This window comes from Sphingomonas panacis, from assembly GCF_001717955.1.
In the GTDB taxonomy this organism is placed as follows: Bacteria; Pseudomonadota; Alphaproteobacteria; order Sphingomonadales; family Sphingomonadaceae; genus Sphingomonas; species Sphingomonas panacis.
The window spans coordinates 4,613,141-4,639,487 of the sequence record NZ_CP014168.1 but is presented as its reverse complement, the minus strand read 5'-3'; the positions used below and the strand labels follow the sequence as shown (position 1 = coordinate 4,639,487).

The following is a 26,347-nucleotide window of genomic DNA, read 5'->3' as shown; positions in this document are numbered from 1 at the left end:
AATATTAAATTTCGAAGGGGATAAATATCTAAACCGTCTGCGGTGCATTTGCGTCTTAACGCGACCTCGTCCTTGCGTCCGCGCCGTTCGAGGCATACGTTACATGTAACAATCTAAAGGGCCGCGCGATGCCAGCACCTCTCAATGAACGGGTCCGCAAGCGCCGCGACGCACTGCGTGCCGCTGGTTTGCGCCCGATTCAGATTTGGGTGCCCGACACGCGACGCGCCGGCTTCGCCGAGGAATGCCGGCGGCAGGCACGCATCGTCGCGGCGGCCGATGCCGCCGACGCCGATCTGGACGCATTCCTAGACGCCGCGCTTGCCGATATGGACCCCGCAGGCGAAGCGTGAAGCGGGGCGATCTCGTCACCATTGCGCTGTCGGGGGATTTCGGCAAACCGCGCCCGGCGCTCATCATCCAGTCCGATCAGTTCGCCGAAACCGGCACGGTGACGGTGTTGCTCGTCTCCAGAACGTTGGTGGACGCGCCGCTGATCCGCACGACGATCGAGCCGACGCCTGCCAATGGCCTGCGGGCGCGTTCGCAGATCATGGTGGACAAGGCGATGTCGGTGAAGCGCGATAAGATCGGCGCGACGATCGGCAGCCTCGATGCCGAGGCGATGCTGGCGGTGACGCGTGCGCTGGCGGTGTTCTTCGCGATTGCGTGAGTGCGGCGCCTTTGCCTGCACGGGTTTCGCGCCGGGCCGGTCCTTCGATACGCGTCCCTTCGGCTGCCTGCCAAGGCAGGCGCTCAGGGCCGCTACTCAGGACGAACGGGGGTAGTTAACTACTCCGCCCCAGCCCGCCACTCGCCCGACTTGCCGCCACGTTTCTCCAGCAGCCGCACGCCGGTGATGACCATCGCCTTGTCGATCGCCTTGGCCATATCGTAGATCGTCAGCAGCGCGACGCTGGCGGCGGTGAGCGCTTCCATTTCGACGCCGGTCTTGCCCTCGGTCGCGGCGGTCGCGGTGACGGTGACGCCTTCCGCATCGGGCGCGAGATCAATCGCGACGCGGGTGAGCGGCAGCGGGTGGCAGAGCGGGATAAGATCGCTGGTGCGCTTGGCGGCCATGATGCCGGCGATGCGCGCGACCGCGAGGACATCGCCCTTGACCGCGGTGCCGTGGCGGATCGCGTCGGCGGCGGCGGCCGACATGGTGATGCGGCCGGTGGCGATCGCCTGCCGCGCGGTGACGGCCTTGCCGCCGACATCGACCATGTGTGCGGCGCCGGTTTCGTCGAGGTGAGTCAGATCTGGCATGGCGGAGCCTTCGCCGTTCGGGCTGAGCGTGTCGAAGCCGGTGCCCCGAACGGCAGCGTGTGCGGCCCGTGCTTCGACGGGCTCGGCACGAACGGGGGTGTGAGGGTGGTCATTCGCGCTCGGCTCCCTGATGGGGAGGGCTGGGCTGAGGCGATCGGAGCGGTCCCACGCGGGCCGACCCACCCCTCGGTCCCCTCCCTTTCAGGGAGGGGAAGGCGCCGAGCGCCGCGCTCATCCCACCAGCGCGCGGGTGGCGGCCTCTACATCGTCCTGGCGCATCAGCGCTTCGCCGATCAGGAAGCAGTGGATGTTGTGTTCGGCCATCGCGTCGAGATCGGCGCGGGTGGTGAGGCCGCTTTCGGCGACGAAGGTGCAGTCCTTGGGCGCTTTCGACACCAGTTCGTAGGTGCGCGCGAAATCGACGGTGAAATCGCGCAAGTTGCGGTTGTTGACTCCGATCAGCCGCGACTTGAGCTTCATCGCGCGGTCCATCTCCTTGGCGTTGTGGACCTCGACCAGCACGTCCATGCCGCATTCGATCGCGCTCGCCTCGATCTCGGCGAGGAGGGCATCGTCGAGCGCGGCCATGATGAGCAGGATGCAATCGGCCCCGAGCCCGCGCGATTCGGGCGCCTGCCACGGATCGACCATGAAATCCTTGCGCAGCGCCGGCAGCGTGCAGGCGTCGCGCGCGGCGGTGAGATAGTCGTCCGAACCCTGGAACCATTCCTCGTCGGTCAGCACCGAGAGACAGGCGGCGCCGCCGGCCTGATAGGCGATGGCGTGTGCGGGCGGATCGAAATCCGCGCGGATCAGGCCCTTGGAGGGGCTGGCCTTCTTGATCTCCGCGATCAGCGCGTGGCCGGTCTTCGCCTTGGCGTCGAGCGCGGCGCGGAAGCCGCGCGGCTTGGTGCGCAGCGCGATTCGCTCGTCGAGTTCGGCGAGCGAGGTGGTCGCCTTGCGCGCGGCGACATCGGCGCGTTTGGTTTCGAGGATACGGTCGAGCACGTCGGTCATCGGTAGGCGATCCATCTGTCGAGCAGCGCCGCGGGGCGGCCATCGTCAAGCGCGGCGGCGGCGGTTTCCGCGCCTTCGCTCAGGGTGTCGGCGGTGCCGGCCACGATCAGCGCGGCGGCGGCGTTGAGGAGGACGGCATCGCGGTAGGGTCCGCGCTCGCCGTCGAGCAGCGCGCGCAGGGCGTGCGCGTTGTGCGCGGCGTCGCCGCCGCGGATCGCGCTGAGCGGGTGGCGCGGCAGGCCGGCATCCTCGGGCGCGATGCGATCGGCGACATTGGGGATGCCGAGCGCGACGACGACGCTGGGGCCGGCGCAGGAGAGTTCGTCGAGCGCTTCCTCGCCCGCGACGACCAAAGCCGCCTCGGTGCCGAGATCGGCGAGCGCGGCGGCGTAGGTGGCGGCGTAATCGGGGCGGGCGATGCCGATGAGCTGGCGAGTCACCCGCGCCGGGCTGGCGAGCGGCCCCATCAGGTTGAAGATCGTGCGGCGGCCGATCGCGCGGCGGATCGGGGTGAGGCGCTTGATCGCGGGGTGGTGGCTGGCGGCGAACAGGAAGGCGATGCCGATGTCGGCGAGGCTGCCCTCGGCATCGCGCTCGGCGCGATCGAGATCGAGCCCGAGCATTTCGAGCGTGTCGGCGGCGCCGGCTTGCGACGAGGCGGCGCGGTTGCCGTGCTTGGCGACCGGCACGCCGCACGCCGCGACGACGATCGACACGGCGGTCGAGACGTTGAGCGTGTGGTGGCCGTCACCGCCGGTGCCGCACACGTCGATCGCGCCTTTGGGGGCTTCGATCGCGATCATGCGGTCGCGCAGCGCGCGGGCGGCGGCGGCGATCTCGATGCTGGTCTCGCCGCGGATCGCGAGGCCGGTGAGGAACTCGGCGATCTCGGCGTCGGGCGCGGTGCCGTCGAGGATCGCGGCGAACGCTTCCCCTGCGGTTTCGCGCGACAGCGGCGAAATGGGGTCGGGGAGCAGGGCGATCGTCGTCACGCGAGCGCCTTCACGTCGATCCCCGCGAGCCGCACGAAATTGGCGAGCAGGGCGTGGCCGTGTTCGGTGGCGATGCTCTCGGGATGGAACTGGACGCCGTGGATCGGGAGCGTCGCGTGGCGCACGCCCATCACCGAACCGTCGTCGGCGCGGGCGTTGACGATCAGGTCGGCGGGGAGATCCTCGACGATCAGCGAATGGTAGCGGGTGGCGGTGAAGGGCGAGGGCAGGCCCTCGAACAGCCCGGTACCGTCGTGGACGACCGGCGAGGTCTTGCCGTGCATCAGCCCGCCGCGCACGACGCTGCCGCCGAAATGCTGGCCGATCGCCTGATGGCCGAGGCACACGCCCATCAGCGGCTTGCCGGCCTCCGCGCAGGCGGCAACGAGATCGAGGCTGATGCCCGCCTCCGTCGGCGTCTTGGGGCCGGGCGAGATCAGGAAACCCTGCGCGTTGCTCGCGACCGCGTCGCGCGCGGAGAGGGCGTCGTTGCGGACCACCTTCACCTCCGCGCCAAGCTCCATCAGATAATGGACGAGGTTCCAGGTGAAGCTGTCATAATTGTCGATGACGAGGATCATGATCTTCGCCATAGCCATTGTGGCCGACAGCGCAACCGCGCCCCGATTCCGCCGCCTTTCCGGCCGGGTCGCGCTGTATTAGGGGTGGACCAATTCGGGCAGCCCGAGCGTTCGGCTTGCCCCAAGGAGATTCAAGACGATGGTTCGCGCCCTGTTTTTCGCCGCCGCGCTCAGCCTGCCGATGACGGCGATCGCCCAGACTCAGCAAACCACGCCTCCGCAGAGCACCCCGACGCCCGCGGCGAGATCGGGCGACACGATCACCGCGGCGGACGTGGCGGGCAAGGATTTCGCCGAGCAGGACCATGCCGGCGTCACCCAACAAGCCGAGTCGGGCCAGCCGGTCAGACGCATCCGCAACATCGCGATCACCGGCACCGCGCCGTGCCCGAAGGCGAGCTCCCCCGACGAGGTGGTGGTGTGCTCGCGGATCGACGAGCCGTATCGCATCCCCAAGCCGCTGCGCGACAAGAAGCCGATCCCCGCGCAGAACCAGAGCTGGGTCAACCGCACCGCATCGATGGATCAGGTCGGCCGGCAGGCGGCGGGGCTGCCTGATTCGTGCTCGCCGGTCGGCTCGGGCGGGCAGACCGGCTGTAGCGCGCAGCGCCTGCAACAATGGACCGCCGAGCGGGTGGCGAAGCGCAACGGCCAGTCGATCGACCCGACCGCGCCCTGAGCCGGGCGCGGCAAGAGAGCGGAGGCTGATCGCGGCGGTTCGGCCTCGGGGAGAGGTCGGTCAGGGGCAATGACGGTGAGCAAAGACACCGTGATCGCCGATCTTTAACGCGGGGATACGTCAGAGCGTTCGGTTCGCCCTGACCGATGATCAGGTTCGAGGCGATGAGCCGACCAGATGGTCGACTCGGGGGCAGGTCAGGGAGTGGGCACAGGCCTATGCTTAGCCGATGACGGAAAACCTGCTGGTCCAGCTTCCGTCCCGCCAGGCAATCCGACATGATTTACCGCATACCCTCTCCGGGGCCCATCGACGTTCATGGGAGAACGCGGGCAGAGTGTCGGCACCCTGTGTTTTCCGTTCCCCGCAATGACGGGAGTCGCGCACAAGCGACGTTCGGGAAGCGACTGGTTGCTTGACGGGTTATGGCCGCTAACCTCCGTTTCCGCAGTCGGGCTGGCTATTGCGTCCTCAAGAGGAGATGCGGTTTGTCGCGGTTTATCATCCCCTCTATCCTTGCGGTTGGCATCGCTGGCGCAGCCTGTGGCCAGATCATCAAGCCCAGTACCTCGCCGGCGAATACGGCCCTTCCAAAGAACGAGCGGGCAGGTGTCTGGCAGCCTCCCCAGGGCGGAGTTCAGACGCCGCTCTGGCCGGCGAGCACGCCTCTGGCAAAGCCCGATTCCGGTGATCGTCCCGAAGCGACCGGTAACGGGACCGGGCTTGTCGGAGGGCGCAAATGGCATTGGGCGAGCTACGTCACCCGACCGACCATGACGCTTTATCTACCAAAGGGGCGCAATGTCGGAGCGGCGATGCTGGTCCTCCCGGGCGGCGGATTCGAAGTCATCGCGACTGATTTGGAAGGCACCGAAATCTGTGATTGGGTGGTGCAGCAGGGGATGGCCTGTGCGGTGCTGAAATATCGGGTGCCGCAAGCCTGGCCTGAGGGGCAGCGGCCAAAAGTCCTATTGGGATTGGAAGACGCGCAACGCGCGATGGGGCTGCTGCGGCAGCAGGCGTCGTCCTACGGAATCGATCCGCACAAGATCGGCGTCATCGGCTTTTCGGCGGGTGCCTATCTCGCGGCCAATATGAGCAACACCGAAGAGCGCACCTATCCGCTTGCGGACGCGGCTGACCGCCAATCGCCCCGGCCCGACTTCGCGATCGTCGCCTACACGGCGCGCATGCTGGACAGCAGCAAGGGCAGGAACAGTCTCGAACTCAGGCCGTATGTGACCATCAGTCCCAAGGCACCGCCGACGCTGATCTTTCATGCCATGAACGATCCCATGGACGCGATCCGGCAACCGATGGCCTATGCTCTGGCACTCAGTGATGCGGGCGTGCCGGTCGACTTGCGGCTCTATGCCAAGGGCGGCCATGCCTTCGGAATGCGGCCAACGGCCGATCCGATTACGCGCGAATGGCCCGGACAGGTCAAACAGTGGCTGCACGACATTGGTATGTTGTGACGCCAAGAGCGGCGGGCTGCGGGCTGCGGACTGAAAGAAAAGCGGCTTTCGAGATACCATCCTTCTCACGGAAGACGGCAGTGCCGCGCAATTTCGGCTTTCGCCCAATCCACGTCGTTCAGAGTCGCAATCGTCGGACGTGAAACCTGCCGTTGGTTCATCTCCGACGCGAAGGCTGGAATGACGAGCCCTGGGACGTTGCTGCCGTTCCGGGTACACTCGTTAAAAGGCAGCTATCGTCAGAACCGGACGTCCGGCGCAGGACGACGCAGCATCCCGGAATGAGCAAGAGCTGTCAGCCGACATTACGGCTGCCAGCGTTGGTGACGGCGGGTCCAACACCCGGTGCCCACTCTCCAACACGGCGGTTACATCTCGCGTGCTAATTCTGAAGCGCAATACTATGTCACACTAGACGACGTCTCCATGGCTGCGTAACTTAAACCAAGCAGCCTCTGGCGAATTGGGTGTGGATTACCGTTTGTAGACACCGAGCTTTCGGGGCACATGCCAGCGAACGGCGCGCTTCCGCTCAGTCAGCAATCTGCTAATGATGCACGATGATACCTGACTTTAACTCGCTGCTGCTCAAATCCGTCCGGATCGAAAATTTCCGGGCGATCGACCAGGCGACTATCCCACTGCACCGACAGTTGACGGTGCTAGTTGGCGATAATGCGACTGGAAAAACCACGATACTGGAAGCGATCGCCGTGGCGCTGTCGTCGCTCTTGAGAAACTCCACCCCCCCCAGCAGACGCGGCAGCCGAGTTTCTGTCGAGGATTTTCGTACTCTGATCGACAAGGATTTGCTTGGCGAGCCGCAGCGGGCGGACGATCTCGTTATAAGCCTTGAAACGAATGGCAACGAAATTACGTGCCATTATCTGCTCGACGACACGTACTCAGATCAGCCGAGGGTCCGACAACGGCGTGACGGCAGTTCAGAGCGCTGGTTCCACCAGTTGATCGATACGGATCAAACCGCGCCTGTTCTAGCTTATTATCGTGATGACCGAGGTCAACTGCACGGCGGCGATTCAGTCTACCGCCGACAATCTAAAGGGCGCTTGGGAGCCTACCATTTAGCTTTCGATACGCGAGTTTACTTCGACGAATCGGTCAACTGGTTTGAAGAGGCGGAGAATGCTGAGTTGCGCGATCAGCGTGAGCGCGGGAGTGATTTTGTTGATCGCAGGCTGATGTCTGTTCGTTATGCGGTCGAGAAGCTGGTGCCCGAAGTCTCTGAGCTGCGCATGCTCGGACGACCTCCACAGCTTTCGATGACACTACAGAGCGAGGGGCAAGCGCCTCGCTTGTTGACAGCTGGCCAACTCAGTAGCGGTTTTCGCACGATGGTTGCTCTGGCGATGGACCTTGCACGTCGCATGGCGGACTTGAATCCGCATCTTGAGGATCCAACCCAAAGCCCCGGGGTCGTCCTGATTGACGAGATCGATCTTCATCTGCATCCACGTTGGCAGCAACTGGTCGTCAAAGGCTTGCTGGAGGCATTCCCGAACGTCCAGTTCATCATGTCTACGCACAGCCCCCAAGTGCTCACTACGCTTCGAGAAGATAGTATTCTCAAGCTTGGCTGGGTCGATGGTAAACTAAAGCTTGAACAACTGCCGTCGACGGAGGGCGCAGAGTCCGGACGGCTATTAAGCACGGTGATGGGCGTATCAGAACGGCCGCCGGCAGATGTCTCGGATTTCGTAAGGGCGCTGGAAAAATACGCCAGTTTGCTCCGCGCCGGAAAGGCAGACACGCAGCCGGCTTTAAAGGCGCTCCAGGAGATGCAAACGGTCTCGCCAGATGATCCGGTGCTCGCAACGCTTGACCTCGAGAAACGCCGTCTGGCGGCACGCCGGATCTGAAAATGAAGTTTTGTGCGCTGCTTGCCGGCGATACGCCGGGGCTTGCTCGGTTTCGAGCTGAAAACTCCGAAGAAACCAATTGGGCCCGGTTTCGGGACGACGGAAATCGGTATGTCGAGCTTGCGGATGCTTTGAGCAAGCGTCAGCGGGGGATCTGCGCCTTTTGCGAAGCCCGCCTTTTTACCGAAATCCCGACGCCTGCGCGTCAGGTCGAACACTGGATTCCGAAATCGAACGGCGGAAATCCGAGGCCTGAGATCACTTTCGGCTTCACAAACTTTCATGCCAGTTGCCTTGGAGGCATTAAGCCTCATCTGAGACCGCCGTTCGGGACTTCCGGCCTTGCCAAGGGTGATAACGTCAGCTGTGGTCAGAAAAAGGGGGATGTCAGCCCGGACAGCTTCTTGATCGCTAACCGGCCGTATAGACCGACTGAGCTGCCGCTCTCCCCACCAATCTTCAGCGTTCAATTTGATGGGACACTAGAGGTAAATCCCGACGCAATTTCTGCGGGTCTATCCGCAGACCGCATCGCGGCAACAATCAGCTACTTAGGTTTGAACTGCGATCGCCTTAAGATTGCGCGCGCGGCTGTCCGGCAATATTTGAATGACGAACTCGCCAGATACGAATCGGAAGTCACCGATCTTGATCCGCTCGACGCTGTGCGCAGCGCAATGACGCAGCTAGCGAATCACCTTAGCCCAACACCAGGTAAAACTTTGGTCGGTTTCATCACAGTACTACGAGACTTCTTTGGGCCGGCGCTGGATGGATCCCTTCTGCCCGATCCAGACTGGGCTTTTGACTAGCAGGCCTTCTACTTCGCGCAGCGAACCAACTGGACAACGACCGCTTCCAAGATCGTCAATCTGGTCGGTGGACGGCGACAGTTGGCGAGTAGTCGTCCGGGCGGTTTGCAATAAGGCGAACGGCAGGTTCCAGAGCGAGCGGTCGTTCACGTCCCGGCCGCTGAAGGTCGTGAATTGGTCGGGAGGTGCCCCAAACCGGGGCTCGCTCAACCGCAGCTATGCCTATTTCTCTCACCAAAAGCTGTCATGTCCGCTTGCCACCCATACCTTGCCGTTCCGTCGCCACGGATGAGGCGGACGCGCCCTTAACAAATCATGGAGTCCAATCGTTGGGTAGCAGCCAGGTCCGCTGACGTTCGCAGGGTGACGACAATCAGGTGTTCCGCGCCGCCCGAGCGGGTCTGCCAGCGCTTAGCGTAACTCCCGCCCCGTTCCATGTACCGACCTCGACTCATTTCCAGCCCGTACGGGCGCCTGGCTACTGCCCGAAACCCGGCGCTCCCGCGCGTGCCACCGCTTCGCGTGCCGCCGCGAGCAGCGCGCCCGCTTTGGCTTCGCATTCGCGCTGTTCGTAGTCCGGGTTCGAATCGGCGACGATGCCGGCGCCGGCCTGGACGTGCATGACGCCGTCCTTCACGATTCCGGTGCGCAGCACGATGCACGAATCCATCGATCCGTCGGGCGAGAAATAGCCGACGCCGCCCGCATACGGCCCACGCACCACGCCCTCGAGTTCGGCGATGATCTCGCACGCGCGGACCTTGGGCGCGCCGCTGACGGTGCCGGCGGGGAAGCCGGCGAACAAGGCATCGAGCGCGTCGCTGTCTTCCGCGAGCGTGCCGACCACGTTCGAAACGATGTGCATGACGTGGCTGTAGAATTCGGTGGTGTAGCTCGCCGTCACCTGCACGCTGCCCGCCGCCGCGACGCGGCCGACATCGTTACGGCCGAGATCGAGCAGCATCAGATGCTCGGCGCGCTCCTTGGGATCGGCGAGCAGGCTGGTGCGGTTGGCTTCGTCTTCCGCCGCCGTTCGCCCGCGCGGGCGCGTGCCCGCGATCGGGCGGATCGTCACTTCGCCGTCGCGCACGCGGACGAGGATTTCGGGCGAGGAGCCGCTGAGCGAGAAGCCGGGCAGATCGAGATGATAGAGGAAGGGCGAGGGGTTGATGCGCCTGAGCGAGCGGTACAGTTCGAACGGCGGCAGCGGGAAGGGGGCGGTGAAGCGCTGCGCGAGCACCACCTGAAAGATGTCTCCGGCGACGATATAGTCGCGCGCCTTTTCCACCATCTCGGCGTAGCGGCCGGCGGGTAGGGTTGGCGTCAGCGCGATCTCGGGCAAGTCGAGCGCGCGAACGGGCGCGGGCAGCGGGGTCGCGGCGAGGCGCGCGGCGACCGCGTCGATCCGATCGGCGGCTTGCGCGACGATCGCGCGCGGATCGCGCGCCGCGTCGGGCCAGACGGGTGCGACGAAGAACAAGGCATCGGCGAGCCGGTCGAAGATCAGGATCACGGTGGGGCGCACGAAGATCATGTCCGGCAGGCCGAGCGGGTCGACATCCGGGCGCGGCAGGGTTTCGACCAGCCCGATCGTTTCATAGCCGAAATAGCCGACCAGACACGCGAGCGCGCGCGGGAGTTCGGCGGGCACGTCCATCCGGCACGAGGCGACGAGATCGCGCAACGCGGCGAGCGTCGGCTTGTCCGCCGGCGCGAAGGCGTCGCGGTCGGTCAGCCAGTCCGGGTTGATCTCGGCGGACTGGCCGTTCGCGCGGAAGACGAGATCGGGCGCGAGGCCGATCAGGCTGTGCCGCCCGCGCGTCTCGCCCCCTTCGACCGATTCGAGCAGGAAGTCGCCGCGCCCCGGCTCGATCAGCCGCAGCGCGGCGCCGACCGGGGTTTCGGTGTCGGCGATCTGCCGCTGCCACAGCAAGGCCGGGCGGCCGGCGGCGAGCGCCGCGACCGCTGACGCCGTTACGCCATCACGATCAGGGCTGATCGGTCGTCTCCTGTCCGATCAGCGCCGCCTTGAGCTTGGCGAGCGCGGCGGCATCGGTCTTGACGCCGACCGTGCCACGCACCGCCTTGACGAACTGCTGGATATATTCGCCGCCGGTCGCCTTGCCGATATCGGCCTGGGTCGCCGCGACGATGTCGGGACGGCCGCGCGCATCGCCCTTGTCGATCCGGTCGAGCCACAGCACGAACCAGCCGGCATTGTTGGGCGCGGCGATGATCTTGGCGGTGTGCGGCGCCATGCTGAACAGAAGCGCGAGCGGCGCGGGCACGCCGTTGGGGTTGGCGGTAAGCTCGGCGCGGGTCTTGTCGAGCGGCTGGACCGGGGGCAGCTTGACGCCCGCGGCGGCGACCGCCTGCGCGATCGGCGTGCCCTTGTTGGCGGCGTCCATCACCTTCTTGGCGACATCGCGTGCGGCCTTGGCGGCGCGCTCCATCGTGAAATCGCGCGTGACCGCTGCCCGGATCTCGGCGAGCGGCGGCGGTGCCGAGGGGAACACCTTCGCGGTGGAGATCACCGCGAAGCTGTCGGCATCGACCGGCACGAGCTGCGGCGTGTCGCCGGGCTGGTTGGCGAAGCCGGCATCGACGATCGCCTTCGCGGCGGGCGGCACCTTGGCATCGGGTTGCGCGGGATCGGCCCCGCTCGCCAGCACCGGCGGCGAAACCTGCGCAGTCAGTTTCTGCTGGCTGACGAGCTGATCGAACGTCGCGTGGTTCGAGATCGCATCGTCGAGCGCGTCGTGGATTTTGCGGAGCTGGTCGTTCTTCTTCTGCGTGGTGAGCTGCTCGGTGAGCTGGGTCTTGGCCTGCGCGAGCGGGATCTCGCCGCGATCATCGATGCTCTCGACGCGGCCGACGACATAGCCGAGCGTGCCCTTGACCGGGCCGATCACGCTGCCCTTGGCGGCGGCGAATACGGCATCGGCGAAGGCGGGCGAGGTCTGTGCGGCGATGGCGCTCTTTTCCAGCGCGGTCATCGTTGCGGATTCGAGCCCGGCGGCGCGCGCGGCCTGGTCGATCGGGGTGCCGGCCTTGATCTTGGCGGCGAGCGCGTTGGCGGTGGCGGCATCGCCGACGATCACGCGCGCGACGGTGCGGCGCTGGACCGCGCGGAAGCTGGCGATCTGCGTCTGATAGGCCTTGGCGATTTCAGCATCGCTGACGGTGACCGGGGTGGTCAGCGCCTTGCCGGAGATGGTCGCGTAGCGGATCACGCGGCGCTCGGCGAGGCTGTAGCGCGCGGCGTTGGTCTTGTAGAACGCGGCGAGCTGGGCGTCGGTCGGCGCAGGGCCGGTGGCGAGCGCGGCGGCGGGGATCATTGCGATCTGCGCGTGGCGCTTTTCGAGCAGCAGCCCGGCATAGGTCTGCGCGAGCGCCTTGGCCACCTGCGGCGTGTCGGCCTGAAGCGGGGTGACGAGCAACTGCGCGATCATGCCCTGCTTCATGTCGGCGCGCAGCGCGGCGTCGGTCTGGTGCGCCTGCTTGAGCGCGCGGTTATAGGCGTCCTGGCTGAACTTGCCGTCGGGGCCTTGCAGCGAGGGGATGCTGGCGATGCGGCCATCGACGAGCCGGTCGCTGACGAACATGCCCTGCTTGTGGCCGAACCGCTCGAGCGCGATCGTATCGATCATGCGGTTGAGCGTGCCGTCGACGCCGCCGCCGGCGACATATTGCGCCATGTCGAGAGTCGGGTTCTGCTGACGATAGCCTTCAAGCTCGCGCTGCGCGCGGCTACGGATGTCGTTCGAGCCGATCTTGGTGCCGTCCACGCTCGCCAGCGAATCGCCCGATCCGGTCGTGCCGCTGCCGCCGGTGAGGCCGGTGATGTCGGTCAGCCCGAACATCAAGGCTATGACGATCAGCCCCGCGAGGGTGACGACGACGCCGACCTTCGAGTTGATGATCCGGCGAAAGAAACTGAGCATAAAGCGGACGGGCCGATCTGTTGAAGGCGGTTTAACGCGTCGCTTTAAGCGGCGTGGGCGAGCGCTTCAAGCTTGTGTGCAGGCGCAGGGTTGTTATCGCAGCGCAACAAAACCCAAAAAGGGAGACACTGGGGATGACGAGACGCAAGCTGATTGCGGGCAATTGGAAAATGAACGGCGATCTTGCCGCGCTCGCCGAGATCGACGCGATCGCGGCGGCGGCGGTGGCGTATCCGGGCGTCGACGTGGCGATCGGTGTGCCGGCGACGCTGATCGCGCCGGCGGCGGCGCGCGCGCCGGGCCTCGCGATCGGCGCCGAGGATGTCCATTCGGCGGACAGCGGCGCCTTTACCGGCTGTATCTCGGCCGGGATGGTGCGTGAGGTGGGGGCAAGCTTCGCGATCGTCGGCCACAGCGAGCGCCGTGGCGGCTACGATGAAACCGACGCCGAGGTGAAGGGCAAGGCCGAGGCGCTGCTGCGGCACGGGCTGAACGGCATCCTGTGCATCGGCGAGACGGCGGAGCAGCGCGATGCGGGCAACGCGGTCGCGGTGGTGACCGGGCAATTGCGCGGATCGATGCCGTGGGGCGCGCGGTCTGGCTGGCTGTCGATCGCCTATGAGCCGATCTGGGCGATCGGCACCGGGCGGACGCCGACCGTTGCGGACGCCGCCGCGATCCACGGTGCGATCCGCGCGACTCTGGTCGAGTTGCTCGGCGACGACGCGCAGGCGATGCGGATTTTGTACGGCGGATCGGTGACGGGGGATAACGCCGCCGCGCTGCTTTCCGCAGGCGATGTCGATGGCGCGCTGGTCGGCGGCGCGAGCCTGACGGCGGCGAAGTTCGTGCCGATCATCGCGGCGGCGGCTGGGCTGGGATAGCGCCGCCAGCACCGTTCGCCCTGAGCGAAGTCGAAGGGTGTGCCCGGAGCGCGGCGCTTGAGCACGTGCTTCGACAGGCTCAGCACGAACGGCGTTTTTACGACGTGAAGAAGCGGCTCAGGCCCATGTCGCGGAGCAGGCGGCGGTAGGCGAGCGAGCTCATGTCGGCGGGAATGTGCGCTTCCATCATCGGATCGAGCGGGAGTTCCTCGGGCATTTGCGCCTCGACGATCGCCTTGTCCTCGTGGAACACGCGCAGGTTGAAGTCGTACACGTCCTGCACGGGCAGGTCGGTGTCGAAATTGCGCGCGATCGGCGCGAACAGCCGCGTCACCTTGGCCGAGACCGGCGAGGCGCAGTTGACCACGACGAGCCGGTCGGCGCCTGGGAAGTGGATTTCGAGCGAGGCCGAGAACGGCACGTGGCAGCGGAAATGGCGCAGCCAGCGGAAATCGGGCACGCCGCGCCCGCTCACGCCGATCGGATAATTGCCGACCGTGCTCCAATATTCGGCCTCGAAGCCGTAATCGGTGGTGCGCGGCTTGTAGGCGGGCACTTCGGCGTTGTTGGCGTCGCCGAACGTATCGGTGTGGACGAAAGCGAAATGCGCGACGTCTAGGAAGCCCTCCATCTGGCGCCCGGCGAAGCCGTGAATGTCGATCCACGGGCAGACGATCTGCTGATAGCCCGGCTCGTCCCAGTGCGGCACGTCGAGGATCTCGCCCGGCGCGGGTTGCGCGCCCGGTGCGGCGGTGAGGCAGGTCCAGATCAGCCCGTAGCGTTCGACATGCGGGTAGGTCTTGAGGTGCATCCGGTCGGGGATGCCCTTGGCGGGGTGCGCGGGCACATGCACGCAGCGCCCGCCCGCGCCGAACTTCAGGCCGTGATAAGCGCAGACCACGCCGCTACCGGTCTGCGTGCCCATGCTGAGCGGCACGCCGCGATGCGGGCAGATATCGGGCGCGACGACGATCTCGCCCTCGGCGCGGTAGATGACGAGCGGCTGGTCGAGCAATTTGGTGCCGAGCGGCGCGTCGCCGATCTCGCGGACGAGCGCGACCGGATACCAATGCTGTGCGAGGATCGCCCAGTCGGTCGGATCGAAGGTGCAGTTGCGCGGCAATACCGGCTCATCGGGCGTGAAGATCGCGGCAGTCGCCATTGGGGGCCTCATCGAAAGCGGATGGCGGCGGGATGCCGGGATCAGGCCGCTCGATCAAACGCAATGATTTTCACGGCGCGTTGCGAAAATGCGCGCGGTAGCGGCTAATTCCTTTTTCGATATTGACTCGCAATAGCGTAGCGTTAGTTGCCCGGCGCTCACATCGGGGGACGTTGGATGCGCGTACACGCTTTGGGGTTGGTTTCGTCTTTGCTGGTTTCGGTCGCGGTGATCGCGATACCAGGCGTCGCGCAGGCGACGGACGCCGCGGACGATGAGGAGGTGGCGCGCAAGGCGGGGCAATCCGACATTGTCGTGACCGGCGTGCAGACGAACGCCGGCCAGGCCGAGGTCGCGAAGGGCGGTGCGCTCGGCACCCGGTCGCTGCTGGATACGCCGTTCTCGGTCACGATCGTCGACCGCGACGATATCGACAAGCGGCAGGCGACCACGATCGGCCAGATCTTCATCAACGATCCGTCGGTGTTCTCGTTCGCGACGGCGGGCACGACGAACTGGTGGGGCACGCAGATCCGCGGGCTGGGCGTGCGCAATTATTATATCGATGACGTGCCGCTGCTGCTCTACTGGGGCGGCGACTTCCCGCTGGAGTCGGTCGAGCGGGTCGAGGCGCTGAAGGGCCTGAGCGGCTTCATGTATGGCTTCGGATCGCCCGGCGGGGCGATCAGCTACCGCACCAAGCGCCCGACGGCGGCGCCGCTGCTGACGACCGAGATCGGCTGGCGATCGAACAGCGATGTTTACGGCCGCCTCGATGCCGGTGGCCCGCTGACGCAGGATGGGCGGCTCGGGTATCGGCTCAATCTTTCGGGGGAAAAGGGCACCGTCTACAACGGCGCCGGGGTCGAGCGCTTCGTCGGCTCGCTGGCGCTCGAATATGCGATCACGCCCGACGTGAAATGGTATGCGACCTCGACCTATGAGGACAGCACGCTGCGCCACGAGCCGTTCCAGATCTACTGGAGCGCGTATCAGGATACAGTGCTGCCCAAGCCGACCTATGATTACGACAATCTCAACATCGCCAACAGCTCGTATCGCGCGCGGACGCTGGCGACCGCGACCGGGCTGGACTGGCAGATCGCGCCGCAATGGTCCGCGCGGCTGACCTATGGCTACACGAGCAAGCTGCATCATTCGAACAAGATGTTTGTGTATATGCTCAATCAGGCGGGCGATTACGAAGGCGCTGCCTATAACTTTGCCGAACTGGACAGAAATCACTTCGCGCAGGCGATGCTGCAGGGCGAGTTTCGGACCGGCCCGGTTCGTCACGAGATCGTGGCCGGCGGATCGTTCATGATAAACGACTCGGATTTCGGCCTGAACGATTATTATTGGAGCAATGATTTCAACGGTAATATCTATCAGCGCCAGCCGTTCCGGGTGACGCGCGATATTTCCTACGGCACCGACGGCTCGCCGACGCGCGAACGCCAGCGCGCGGTGTTCGCCAGCGATACGCTTCATCTCGGCGAGCACATTCAGGCGGTGCTGGGCGCGCGCTATACGGTGTACCGGCTGCTCGACACCGATGGGAATGCCGTCACCAACAGCGGCTACCGCACCTCGGCGGTGACGCCGACGTTCGCGCTGATCTACAAGCCAACCGCCTACGCCTCGCTCTATGCGAGCTATGTCGAGGGGATGGAGCCGGGCAGCCGGGTCGGCGCCGATTACGTCAATGTCGGCGATGTCCTGAAGGCCACCGTCAGCAAGCAATATGAAGCGGGCGTGAAGTACGAACATGGCGGATTGAGCCTTGCCGGCGCGGGTTTCCGCATCGAACGCGCCGCGACGATCGACCGGTTCACCGATGGCAAACGGTATCTGTCGCAGGATGGCCTCACCGTCTATCAGGGCGTGGAAGCCAGCGCGGCGTATGATGTGAGCCGGACGCTCCGGGTCGGCCTTGGCGCGATCCACCTCGATCCGCGCATCCGCCGCGTCTCACCCGAAAACGCCGATCTCGCCGGCAACATTCCCGGGCAGGCGGCGCGGTGGCAGGTGACGGCCAATGCCGACTACAGTTTCGCGGCAGTGCCGGGGCTGAGCGTGCATGGCAACGTCCGCTATTTCGGCAAGGCGCCGACCGATGATACCGACCGACTGTATATCCCGGACCGCACGCTCGCGAATTTTGGATTGCAATATGCGACCGTGATCGGCGGGCAGAAGGTGCTCTTCACGGGCAACGTCAACAACGTCTTCAACGAGACGTATTGGGGCCTCGGCAATATCGGCGAGGCGCGGAACGGCGCGCTGGCGGTGAAAGTCGCCTGGTGAGCGACCGGTGTCGGCGGCGCGTTCCCGTTACGCCGCGCCGTAGCGCCCCTTGAGCATCCCCCACACCGCGCGCAAGCCAAGCGCCTCGCCGCCCTTGGGGCGGCCCGGCTTGCCGCTGGGGCGCCACGCGAAAGTGTCGAGATGCGCCCATTGCGTATGTTCGGGGACGAAGCGGCGCAGGAACAGCGCCGCCGTCACCGCGCCAGCGAAGCCGCCATCGGGGGCGTTGAGCAGGTCGGCGATGTCGGACTTGAGCATCTCGTCATAGCCGTCCCACAAGGGCATGCGCCACAGCGGGTCTTCGCTCGCCGTGCCGGCCGCGAGCAACGCTTCGGCGAGCGCATCGTCGTTGGCGAAGGTGGCGGGGAGATCGGGGCCGAGCGCGACGCGCGCCGCGCCGGTGAGCGTGGCGAAATCGAGGATCAGGTCTGGCGTATTCTCGCCGGCGCGGGTGAGCGCATCGCCGAGGACGAGGCGGCCTTCGGCGTCGGTGTTGGTGTTCTCGACGGTAAGGCCCTTGCGGGTGGCGAGCACGTCGCCGGGGCGGAAGGCGTTGCCGGCGATGGCGTTCTCGACCGCCGGGATCAGCAGGTGGAGCCGCACCGGCAGGCGCGCGCCCATGATGAGGCCGGCGAGCGCGAGCGCGTGCGCGGCGCCGCCCATGTCCTTCTTCATCAGCCGCATGCCCGAGGAAGGCTTGATGTCCAGCCCGCCCGAATCGAAGCACACGCCCTTGCCGATCACGGCGAGGCGCGGATGCGCGGGATTGCCCCATTCGAGTTCGATCAGGCGGGGTTCGCGGCCGGTCGCGGCGGCCTGGCCGACGGCGTGGATCATCGGATAGCCGCTGACGAGCGCCGCGCCCTTGGTGACGGTGAGCTGCGCGCCGTGCGTTTCGGCGAGCGCGGCGGCTTCCGCCTCAAGTTCGGCGGGGCCGAGATCGGCGGCGGGGGTGTTGACGAGGTCGCGCACGACAGCGGTGGCGCGGGCGAGCGCGACCGCTTCGGCGATGCGCGCGGGTTCGGCGGTGAGCAGCACGCGGCCGGGGGTGCGGTCGGGCTTTTTGTATCGCGTGAAGGCGTGTTGGCCGAGCGCCCAGCCGAGCAGCGCCGCACCGGCGTTCGCGCCGTCTAGGCGGTAGCTGCCGTCGGGCAGGGTCTCGGCGAGCTTGGCGAGATCCCATGTGCCGAGCGGCGTCTTGGCGACGCACAGCAGCACCGACCAATCCTCGGCCTCCGCACCGGGTAGGATCGCGGTTGCGCCCGGCTTGGCCTCGACGCGGGCGGCGTCGAGCGCGGTTCGCACGCGCGGCGACTGGGCGGTGCGCCAGCCTTCGAACGCGTCCTTCGTAACCACGTGGATGGTGTGGGCGCTCTGGCCGCGATCGGGTTGGAACAGGGGCGTGGGATCGTAGGTCATTGGCTCGGCATCACCAGAAATTGTTCGTAGCGCCCGGTCTCGCCGGGTTCGGCGTAGGTCACGATGTTGAGCGTGCGGTCGGCGAAGACTGCCCGGTAATTGCGGTTGACGAAACCGCCGCGCAGCCGCGGGGGCCGCACCAGCTCGAAGCTCCTGGGTTCGCCGAGCGGGCCGAGCGTGGCCTTGTAATCGGCAAGCGCGCTGGCGGAGAAATAATAATTGGAGTCGGGCGTCATCACCGCGCGGTCGAGAGTGCCCGAGCGCAGCATCGCGTAGACGCGGCGCGCCTTGGCGGTGGTCGTCCCTTCGGCGCGCTGGGTCTGCGAGGGCGGCAGGATCGTTTCGGCGATCTGCGCGGCGATGCTGCTGAACGCGTCGCTGAAATCGGCGTTGACCAACACCACCACCGCCGCCTTGTCATCGGGGAAGACGGTGTTCTGCGACAGGAAGCCGACCGCCTCGCCGCTATGCTCGACGAAGCGGTGGCCGAGCTGCTCGCCGGCGGTGACGCCGAGGCCGTAGCCGTTGGTGGTGCCGTCGGTGAGCTTGACCGGGGTTTCCTGCTCGGCCCAGTCGGCGGCGGGGAGGAGCGTGCGGTTCATCCGCGCGATGTCCCATCTGGCGAGATCGCTCGCCGACATCGCCAGTTCGCCGGCCGCGAACAGCCAGCCGTGCGCGGCGGGCCGCTCAGGCCGGACCGGGCCGAGCGCGAAACGCTGATAGCCCTGCGGATAGCCGGGGCCGACCGCGATATCCTGATCGACCGGCGCCATGCCGAGCGGGGTGAAGACGTGGCCCTTGAGGAAATCGAGCAAAGGCATCGCCGCGACCTTCTCGACGATCATGCCGGCGACGACATAGCCGGTGTTCGAATATTGCCACTGCGTGCCCGGCGCGAAATCGAGCGGCTTCTTCGCCCAGCGATCGACGATGTCCTGCGGGGTGACGGGTTCGCGCATCGCCGCGAAGCTGTAATCCTGCGGCCAGTAGTCCTGCAGGCCCGAGGTGTGGCTGAGCAATTGGCGGATCGTGATGATGTCGCCGCCGCTGATGCCGGGGACGTATTTCGAGACTTTATCGTCGAGGCTCAATTTGCCCTGATCGCGCAGCATCAGGATCGCGGCGGCGGTGAACTGCTTCGAGATCGAGGCGATCGGGTATTTGGTGTCGGCGCGGGCCTGCGGGATCGTTTCGGATTGCTTGCCATAGGCTTTGGCGAGGACGATGCGGCCGCCGCGCACGATCGCGATCGAGGCGGAGGGGACGCCGGTGCGGGCGAGGCTGTCGGCGACGATCTTCTCGACCTTCGCGGTCTCGGCAGGTGACAGCTCCTGTGCGGAAACAGGAGCGGCGGTGAGCAGCAGCGCGGCGAGCAGGGCTTTCATTCGTCCGCTTGTACCGCGCCGGTGCGGAACGGGAAGCGCGAAACCCGCATCACCGCGTGGACATGCGGCGCGCGCGCGAAATCGGACGGGGCGATGAAGCCGCGCCCGTCCCACGGGATCGTCACGCCGAGCCGCTGGTAGCATTCGTCGAGATATTCCGAGCAGAAATACTCGTCGTTGGGCTGGATCATGCGCGGCAGCCGCACGCCGAACCGCGCGAGGCAGATGCGCAGCGCGATCTTGGCGAGTTCGGCGGCGTCGAACGGGCAGCCGAGCTGGCCGGTGGCGAAGCCGCTCATTTGCCGCATCTGGTCCTGCGTGGCGCGCGCGATCTCGTCGTGGCGGGCGATCACGACCCTGCCGGTGAAGGGCTTGCCGCGCGGCTGGAAATCGGTGACCCAGCGGCTGAGCGGCACGCAGCGCACGCCGATCTTCTGCACCGCTTCGAGCACCATCACGCGGTCTAGCTCTTCGAGCCGGACGATCATCGCGATGTGGCTCCACTCGCTCTTGGTCGCCCATTGGATGACGCGCGAGAACATCTGGTTGCCCGAGCAGATCGCGAGATCGCCGGTGCGGACGGCGCTGCGCACAGCCGCATACCGCTGCGGCGGCCAGCTTGCGAGCGCTTCGGCCGGTGTCGTCACGCTTACAGCGGCACGCCGTACAGATCGTGCTCGTCGGCATCCTCGATCGAGACCGCCACGATATCGCCGGGCGAGAGGTGGCCGGCGTCGCGCAGGTGGACCTCGCCGTCGATCTCGGGCGCATCGGCCTTGGAGCGGCCGGTGGCGCCATCCTCGCCGACCGCGTCGATGATCACGTCGAGCGTGCGGCCGACCTTGGCCTGGAGCTTCTCCGCCGAGATGCACGCGGTGAGCTCCATCAGGCGAGCGTAGCGCTCCTCCTTGATCTCTTCCGGCACATGGTTCGGCAGCGCGTTGGCGGCGGCACCCTCGACGGGTTCGAAGCGGAACGCGCCGACACGGTCGAGCCGGGCTTCTTCGAGCCAGTCCATCAGATAGGCGAAATCGTCCTCGGTCTCGCCGGGGAAGCCGACCACGAAGGTCGAGCGGATCGCGATGTCGGGGGCGATCGTCCGCCAGTTTTTGATGCGTTCGAGCACCTTGGTTTCGTTGGCGGGGCGCTTCATCAGCTTGAGCACGTTGCGGCTGGCATGCTGGAACGGAATGTCGAGATAGGGGAGCACCAGCCCCTCGGCCATCAGCGGGATGACCTGATCGACATGGGGGTAGGGGTAGACATAGTGGAGGCGGACCCACGCGCCCAGCTTGCCCAGCTCGCGCGACAGGTCGGTCATGTGCGCGCGCACCTCCGCGCCGTGCCACGGACGCGGCTGGTGGCGGATATCGACGCCGTAGGCCGAGGTGTCCTGGCTGATGACGAGCAGTTCGCGCGTGCCCGCCGCGATCAGCTTCTCGGCTTCGCGCAGGATCGCGTCGGGGCGGCGGCTGACGAGATCCCCGCGCAGGCTCGGGATGATGCAGAACGAGCAGCGGTGGTTGCAGCCCTCCGAAATCTTCAGATAGCTGTAGTGGCGCGGGGTGAGCTTCAGCCCGCTGTCCGGCACGAGATTGAGGAAGGCGCTGGGCGGCATCGGTGCCGCGTCGTGGACGGCGCCTACCACCTCTTCATACTGGTGTGCGCCGGTGACGGCGAGGACATTGGGGAAGCGCGCGCGGATCGTCTCGGCTTCCTTGCCCATGCAACCGGTGACGATAACCCGGCCATTCTCGGCGATCGCCTCGCCGATCGCTTCGAGGCTCTCTTCCTTGGCGGAATCGAGGAAGCCGCAGGTGTTGACGAGCACGACGTCGGCGCCGGCATAGTCGGGGGACATCTGGTAGCCGTCGCTGCGCAGCTTGGTGAGGATGCGCTCGCTGTCGACGAGGTTCTTGGGACAGCCAAGCGAAACCATGCCGACGCGCGGCGGGGAGGGGAGGATCGTTGCCATGAGAGAGGGCGCATGTAGGCGATCGGCGCGGTCTTTGCCAGTGGCGCGGGCGGAAGGCCCGATCAGGCGTCGAGTTCGGCGACGTCCATGCGCGCGGCATTCTCCTGGATGAAGGCGAAGCGGTGCGCCGGGTTGGTGCCCATCAGGCGGTCGACCAAATCCTTGACGCCGGCGCGCTCCTCATATTCCTGCGGCAGCGTGATGCGGAGCATCGCGCGCGTCTTGGGGTCCATCGTGGTTTCGCGGAGCTGCATCGGGTTCATCTCGCCGAGGCCTTTGAAGCGCGCGACATCGACCTTCTTGTTCTTGAACGGCCCCGCCTCGATGCGGGCGCGATCGGCGTCGTCCATCGCGTAGAGGCTCTTGGTGCCCGCCGTCAGTCGGTACAGCGGCGGCTGGGCGAGGAACAGATGCCCGCGCCGCACCAGATCGGGCATTTCCTGGAAGAAGAAGGTCATCAACAGCGTGGCGATATGCGCGCCGTCGACATCGGCGTCGGTCATGATGACGATGCGTTCGTAGCGCAGATGATCGGCGTTGCAGTCCTTGCGGGTGCCGCAGCCGAGCGCCTGGATGAGATCGGCGATTTCCTGATTGGCGAGGATCTTGGCCGATGTGGCGCTCGCGACGTTGAGGATCTTGCCGCGGATCGGCAGGATCGCCTGAGTCTTGCGGTCGCGCGCCTGCTTGGCCGATCCGCCTGCCGAATCGCCCTCGACGATGAAGAGTTCGGTGCCTTCGGGGCTGTCGGCGGCGCAATCGGTGAGCTTGCCGGGGAGGCGCAGCTTGCGCGCGCTGGTCGCGGTCTTGCGCTTGACCTCGCGCTCGGCCTTGCGGCGGAGGCGATCGTCCATCCGGTCGAGGATATAGCCGAGCAGCGCCTTGCCGCGCTCCATGTTGTCGCTGAGGAAATGGTCGACATGGTCGCGTACCGCGCGTTCGACGAGCGCGGCTGCCTCGGGGCTGGTGAGCCGGTCCTTGGTCTGGCTCTGGAACTGCGGATCGCGGATGAACACCGAGAGCATCAGCTCGCTGCCGGTCATCACGTCCTCGGGCGCGATGTCCTTGGCCTTCTTCTGGCCGACGAGATCGGCAAAAGCGCGGATGCCCTTGACCAGCGCGGCGCGCAGGCCCTGTTCGTGGGTGCCGCCGTCGGGGGTGGGGATGGTGTTGCAATACCAGCTATAGCTGCCGTCGCTCCACAGCGGCCATGCCACCGCCCATTCGACGCGGCCCTGTCCGTTGGCGAAATCCTGCCGCCCGACGAAGAAATCGGATGTCGCGCATTCGCGGGCGCCGACCTGTTCGCGCAAATGATCGGCAAGGCCGCCGGGGAACTGGAACACCGCTTCGGCCGGCGTGTCATCGGTGATGATTTCGGGCGCGCAGCGCCAGCGCACTTCGACACCGGCGAACAGATACGCCTTGGAGCGCACCAGCTTGTAGAGCCGCGCCGGTTTGAACAGCATCTCCGGCCCGAAAATCTCGGTATCGGGCACGAAGCTGACCGAGGTGCCGCGCCGGTTGGGCGTCGGCCCGAGCGCTTCGAGCGGGCCGAGCGTGACACCGCGTGAGAAGCGCTGGCGGTAAAGCGTCTTGTTGCGCGCGACCTCGATGGTCGTGTCCGACGACAGAGCATTGACGACGCTGATGCCGACGCCGTGCAGGCCACCGGCGGTCTGATAGGCCTTGCCCTCGAACTTGCCGCCCGAGTGCAGCGTCGAGAGGATCACTTCGAGCGCGGACTTGCCGGGGAATTTCGGGTGCGGATCGACCGGGATACCGCGACCGTTGTCGACCACGGTCAGCCGGTTGCCGGCTTCGAGCGTGACCTCGATCCGCGTCGCGTGGCCTGCGACCGCCTCGTCCATCGCATTGTCGACCACTTCGGCGGCGAGATGGTGGAGCGCGCGCTCGTCGGTGCCGCCGATGTACATGCCGGGGCGGCGGCGGACCGGCTCCAGCCCTTCGAGCACCTCGATCGAGGAGGCGTCATATTCGAAGTCGGGCTTGGGGGTGGCGGCGAACAGATCGTCTTTGGACATGGTCCCGAGATAGCGCACGCGAGACCGTGCGGCTAGTGGATGTTCCCTAACCGTTCGTGTCGAGCGCAGTCGAGACACCATGCGCAGCGCGTGGGGCACATCCCTCGACTTCGCTCGGGACGAACGGAGCGGGAGGGCGAGGATGCTACCGCAGCGCCTGCCAGATCGTATAAGCGCTGGTTAGCGTCAGCAACGCACCGACCATCGCCATCAGCGGCCGCGCGGGCACGCGTTTGGCGAGGATGCCGCCGAGCGGCGCGGCGACCAGTCCGCCGATCAGCAACCCGAGCGTCGCCAGCGAAAAGGCGGCGAGGCCCATTTGCGTGAAGAAGGTGATCGAGACGGTCGCGGTGAGGAAGAATTCGCTGGTGTTGACCGTGCCGATCGTGGTGCGCGGCGCCGCGCCTTGCACGAGCAGGTTCGAGGTGACGACCGGCCCCCAGCCACCGCCGCCCGCCGCATCGAGGAAGCCACCGGCGAGGCCGAGCGGCGCGACGATCTTCGGCGATTGCAACGTGAGCGCACCGCGCCACGCGCGGTACAGCAAAAACAGACCGATCGCGGCGAGATAGGCCATCACGAACGGCTTGGCGACGGCGGCGTCGACGTTGCTTAGCACATAGGCGCCGATCACGCCGCCGAGCACGCCGGGGATGACGAGCCGGCGGAACAGCCGCCAATCGACGTTGCGATGGTAGATGTGGCTCACCCCCGAGGCGGCGGTGGTGAAGGTCTCGACCGCGTGGACGCTCGCGGAGGCGAGCGCGGGCGGCATGCCGAGCATGCTCACCAGCAACGTCGAATTGATGAGGCCGAACGCCATGCCGAGCGCGCCGTCGATCACTTGCGCCGCGAAACCGATCGCGATGAAGGGCAGGATTGCAGTGAAGTCGATCGTGGAAAAATCCGGCATTCGCGCTCCCTTGGACAAGCTCAACGCACCGGAATGGCCCGGTTTCCAATTCCTACAAGGAAGATGGAGTTTAATTCCAGCGGCTTCGCGCCAAGGGACGGTCCTTTTCTTCGCGGGCGCGAGCGCCTAGATATCGCCGAATGCTATGGGACCGTGGGTGATGCTTCAGCGCTTGATCGCTTATCTCGACTCGATCAAGGCGCGTGACCCCGCGCCGCGCTCGCGACTGGAGATCCTGACCTATCCGGGGGTTTGGGCGCTGGCGTGGCACCGCGTCGCGCACCGGCTGTTCAAGGCGCGGCTGTTCTTCCTCGCCCGGCTCGTCAACCATCTGTCACGGATGACGACCGCGATCGACATCCATCCCGGCGCCAAGATCGGCAAGCATTTCTTCATTGACCACGGCTTCACCGTGATCGGCGAGACTGCCGAGATCGGCGATAATGTTACCATTTATCAGTGCGTTACGCTCGGCGGCACCAGCCCCGACAATGGCGTGGCGGGCAAGCGCCACCCGACCTTGTGCGACAATGCCATCATCGGATCGGGCGCGCAGGTGCTCGGGCCGATCACGGTCGGTAAGGGCGCGCGGGTCGGCGCCAATGCGGTGGTGACGCGTGACGTGCCCGAGGGCGCGGTGATGGTCGGCATTCCGGCGCGCGCGTCGATGGTCGAGGGCGGGCAGGCGAAGCCGGCGTTCCTCGCATATGGCACGCCGTGCAGCGACATGTTCGATCCGCAGACCCAGCGCGTCGAACTGCTACGCTGCGAGATCGAGACGATGCGCAAGCGGCTCGATGCGATGCTCGCCGAGCAAGAGGATGTGCGCAACCGCGCCTGATGGGGACGGTAACGCCCTTTCCGCAGCCGACCGGCAAGCCGTCGCAGATCGGCTTCGACCGGCTCGAACTCAACCGTATCCTCGATCTGTACGGGCGGATGGTCACGGCCGGGCATTGGCGCGACTATGCGATCGATCTCGGCGGGGACGCGGCGGTGTTCTCCTGCTTCCGCCGGACCGCTGAGCGGCCCGAGTTTCGCATCGAGAAGCGCCCGGCGCTGCGCAACAAGCAGGGCATGTGGGCGCTGGTCGGCGAACAGGGCGCGGTGGTGAAGCGCGGGCACGAGCTTGGCCCGGTGCTCGCGCCGGTCGAGCGGCGGCTGATGAAGCTGGTGGAGGAATAGCCGCATAGCGTCACGCCGGCACATGCCGGGGGCTCGCAGGTGGATACGGAACGCCCGCTCTTTAGGCATCGGCTTGCGGACGTTTGCGAAAGTCACCAACGGCGTTTTTTTGTTTTGCCGCGGAAGCGGGAACCCGGAGCCAAGCAGAACACCGACGTTCGGCTCTTACGACTCTGGACTCCCGCGTGCGCGGGAGAACAAGAAGGTTCTTACGCGAAGTTGCCGTTTGCGCTGGGGTGACGGTCGGGGAGGGCGGTCACACCCGCCCCTGTACGGTAACCTCGGCCACCACCCCGATCCGTTCGCGCCGAGCGAAGTCGAGGCGTCTGCGCTCCGGGCTCATCCCTCGACTTCGCTCGGGACGAACGGAGAACAGGGCGCGCGCAAATGTCCCCAAACGAAAACCGCCGCCCGGGTGTC

General features: G+C 66.1%; 23 protein-coding genes. 10 read left to right on the top strand and 13 right to left on the bottom strand.

Annotated features, from left to right (window positions below; genetic code table 11):
- The first annotated feature begins 128 nt into the window (after positions 1-128).
- Positions 129-353: an antitoxin MazE family protein gene (locus J0A91_RS21500; protein WP_069206610.1), complete on the top strand. Its 225-nt coding sequence runs from the start codon at positions 129-131 to the stop codon at positions 351-353.
- Positions 350-673 carry a type II toxin-antitoxin system PemK/MazF family toxin gene (locus J0A91_RS21495; protein WP_069206609.1) on the top strand — a complete coding sequence of 108 codons (324 nt, stop codon included), beginning with the start codon at positions 350-352 and terminating at the stop codon, positions 671-673. Before J0A91_RS21500 ends, J0A91_RS21495 begins: the two co-directional genes overlap by 4 nt.
- Before the next feature lie 119 nt (positions 674-792).
- Here the strand turns inward: J0A91_RS21495 and moaC are convergent, their stop codons facing one another.
- The 4 genes from moaC to J0A91_RS21475 form a co-directional block, all read right to left on the bottom strand.
- Positions 793-1,269: a cyclic pyranopterin monophosphate synthase MoaC gene (moaC, locus tag J0A91_RS21490; protein ID WP_069206608.1), complete on the bottom strand. Its 477-nt coding sequence runs from the start codon at positions 1,267-1,269 to the stop codon at positions 793-795.
- Between the two features lie 231 nt (positions 1,270-1,500).
- The gene (gene trpC / locus J0A91_RS21485) at positions 1,501-2,286 is read right to left on the bottom strand and encodes an indole-3-glycerol phosphate synthase TrpC (protein ID WP_069206607.1); all 786 of its coding nucleotides are present in this window, start codon (positions 2,284-2,286) and stop codon (positions 1,501-1,503) included.
- Positions 2,283-3,278 (bottom strand): anthranilate phosphoribosyltransferase, encoded by a 996-nt coding sequence (gene trpD, locus J0A91_RS21480; RefSeq protein ID WP_069206606.1) that lies wholly within the window; start codon positions 3,276-3,278, stop codon positions 2,283-2,285. The genes trpC and trpD overlap by 4 nt, the downstream gene beginning before the upstream one ends.
- Positions 3,275-3,859 carry an anthranilate synthase component II gene (locus tag J0A91_RS21475; RefSeq protein ID WP_069207554.1) on the bottom strand — a complete coding sequence of 195 codons (585 nt, stop codon included), beginning with the start codon at positions 3,857-3,859 and terminating at the stop codon, positions 3,275-3,277. Before J0A91_RS21475 ends, trpD begins: the two co-directional genes overlap by 4 nt.
- A gap of 139 nt (positions 3,860-3,998) precedes the next feature.
- On the opposite strand from J0A91_RS21475, the gene J0A91_RS21470 reads away from it, so the two are divergent.
- The 4 genes from J0A91_RS21470 (at position 3,999) to J0A91_RS21455 (ending at position 8,708) form a co-directional block, all read left to right on the top strand.
- Entirely contained in the window at positions 3,999-4,538 is a 540-nt protein-coding gene (locus tag J0A91_RS21470) for a hypothetical protein (protein ID WP_240502116.1), read from the top strand.
- A 488-nt stretch (positions 4,539-5,026) separates the two neighbouring features.
- Positions 5,027-6,016: an alpha/beta hydrolase gene (locus J0A91_RS21465; protein ID WP_069206605.1), complete on the top strand. Its 990-nt coding sequence runs from the start codon at positions 5,027-5,029 to the stop codon at positions 6,014-6,016.
- Positions 6,017-6,576: 560 nt separating this feature from the next.
- On the top strand, positions 6,577-7,896 hold the full coding sequence (locus J0A91_RS21460; protein ID WP_069206604.1) for an AAA family ATPase: 1,320 nt from the start codon (positions 6,577-6,579) through the stop codon (positions 7,894-7,896).
- Between the two features lie 2 nt (positions 7,897-7,898).
- A complete protein-coding gene (locus J0A91_RS21455; RefSeq protein ID WP_150127022.1) occupies positions 7,899-8,708 on the top strand; it encodes an HNH endonuclease family protein in 810 nt (269 codons plus the stop codon).
- A gap of 478 nt (positions 8,709-9,186) precedes the next feature.
- Here the strand turns inward: J0A91_RS21455 and J0A91_RS21450 are convergent, their stop codons facing one another.
- Positions 9,187-10,707, bottom strand: a complete 1,521-nt coding sequence (locus tag J0A91_RS21450) for an anthranilate synthase component I family protein (RefSeq protein WP_069206603.1) — start codon at positions 10,705-10,707, stop codon at positions 9,187-9,189.
- A complete protein-coding gene (locus tag J0A91_RS21445) occupies positions 10,697-12,652 on the bottom strand; it encodes a peptidylprolyl isomerase (protein ID WP_069206602.1) in 1,956 nt (651 codons plus the stop codon). Before J0A91_RS21445 ends, J0A91_RS21450 begins: the two co-directional genes overlap by 11 nt.
- A 134-nt stretch (positions 12,653-12,786) precedes the next feature.
- Here J0A91_RS21445 and tpiA point away from each other — a divergent pair, with 134 nt between their 5' ends.
- The gene (gene tpiA, locus J0A91_RS21440) at positions 12,787-13,536 is read left to right on the top strand and encodes a triose-phosphate isomerase (RefSeq protein ID WP_069206601.1); all 750 of its coding nucleotides are present in this window, start codon (positions 12,787-12,789) and stop codon (positions 13,534-13,536) included.
- 97 nt (positions 13,537-13,633) lie between these two features.
- Here tpiA and J0A91_RS21435 read toward each other — a convergent pair whose 3' ends face one another.
- Complete coding sequence (locus tag J0A91_RS21435; RefSeq protein WP_069206600.1) at positions 13,634-14,698, bottom strand: aromatic ring-hydroxylating oxygenase subunit alpha; 1,065 nt, start codon at positions 14,696-14,698, stop codon at positions 13,634-13,636.
- 177 nt (positions 14,699-14,875) lie between these two features.
- Between J0A91_RS21435 and J0A91_RS21430 the strand changes: the two genes are divergently transcribed.
- Complete coding sequence (locus J0A91_RS21430) at positions 14,876-17,005, top strand: TonB-dependent siderophore receptor (RefSeq protein WP_150127020.1); 2,130 nt, start codon at positions 14,876-14,878, stop codon at positions 17,003-17,005.
- Between the two features lie 27 nt (positions 17,006-17,032).
- On the opposite strand, the gene J0A91_RS21425 is transcribed toward J0A91_RS21430, so the two are convergent.
- The 6 genes from J0A91_RS21425 to J0A91_RS21400 form a co-directional block, all read right to left on the bottom strand.
- Entirely contained in the window at positions 17,033-18,424 is a 1,392-nt protein-coding gene (locus J0A91_RS21425; protein WP_069206598.1) for a leucyl aminopeptidase family protein, read from the bottom strand.
- The gene (locus J0A91_RS21420) at positions 18,421-19,809 is read right to left on the bottom strand and encodes a serine hydrolase domain-containing protein (RefSeq protein WP_069206597.1); all 1,389 of its coding nucleotides are present in this window, start codon (positions 19,807-19,809) and stop codon (positions 18,421-18,423) included. The genes J0A91_RS21425 and J0A91_RS21420 overlap by 4 nt, the downstream gene beginning before the upstream one ends.
- Positions 19,806-20,456 (bottom strand): YiiX/YebB-like N1pC/P60 family cysteine hydrolase, encoded by a 651-nt coding sequence (locus J0A91_RS21415; RefSeq protein WP_069206596.1) that lies wholly within the window; start codon positions 20,454-20,456, stop codon positions 19,806-19,808. The genes J0A91_RS21420 and J0A91_RS21415 overlap by 4 nt, the downstream gene beginning before the upstream one ends.
- Before the next feature lie 2 nt (positions 20,457-20,458).
- Positions 20,459-21,784, bottom strand: a complete 1,326-nt coding sequence (rimO, locus tag J0A91_RS21410) for a 30S ribosomal protein S12 methylthiotransferase RimO (protein WP_069206595.1) — start codon at positions 21,782-21,784, stop codon at positions 20,459-20,461.
- A gap of 62 nt (positions 21,785-21,846) precedes the next feature.
- On the bottom strand, positions 21,847-23,829 hold the full coding sequence (gene parE / locus J0A91_RS21405) for a DNA topoisomerase IV subunit B (RefSeq protein ID WP_069207552.1): 1,983 nt from the start codon (positions 23,827-23,829) through the stop codon (positions 21,847-21,849).
- A gap of 145 nt (positions 23,830-23,974) precedes the next feature.
- Positions 23,975-24,742, bottom strand: coding sequence for a sulfite exporter TauE/SafE family protein (locus J0A91_RS21400; protein ID WP_069206594.1), 768 nt, complete (start codon positions 24,740-24,742; stop codon positions 23,975-23,977).
- Between the two features lie 160 nt (positions 24,743-24,902).
- On the opposite strand from J0A91_RS21400, the gene epsC reads away from it, so the two are divergent.
- A complete protein-coding gene (gene epsC, locus J0A91_RS21395) occupies positions 24,903-25,583 on the top strand; it encodes a serine O-acetyltransferase EpsC (protein WP_069206593.1) in 681 nt (226 codons plus the stop codon).
- Positions 25,583-25,927, top strand: a complete 345-nt coding sequence (locus tag J0A91_RS21390; protein WP_069206592.1) for a DUF2794 domain-containing protein — start codon at positions 25,583-25,585, stop codon at positions 25,925-25,927. Before epsC ends, J0A91_RS21390 begins: the two co-directional genes overlap by 1 nt.
- Positions 25,928-26,347: the final 420 nt, after the last annotated feature.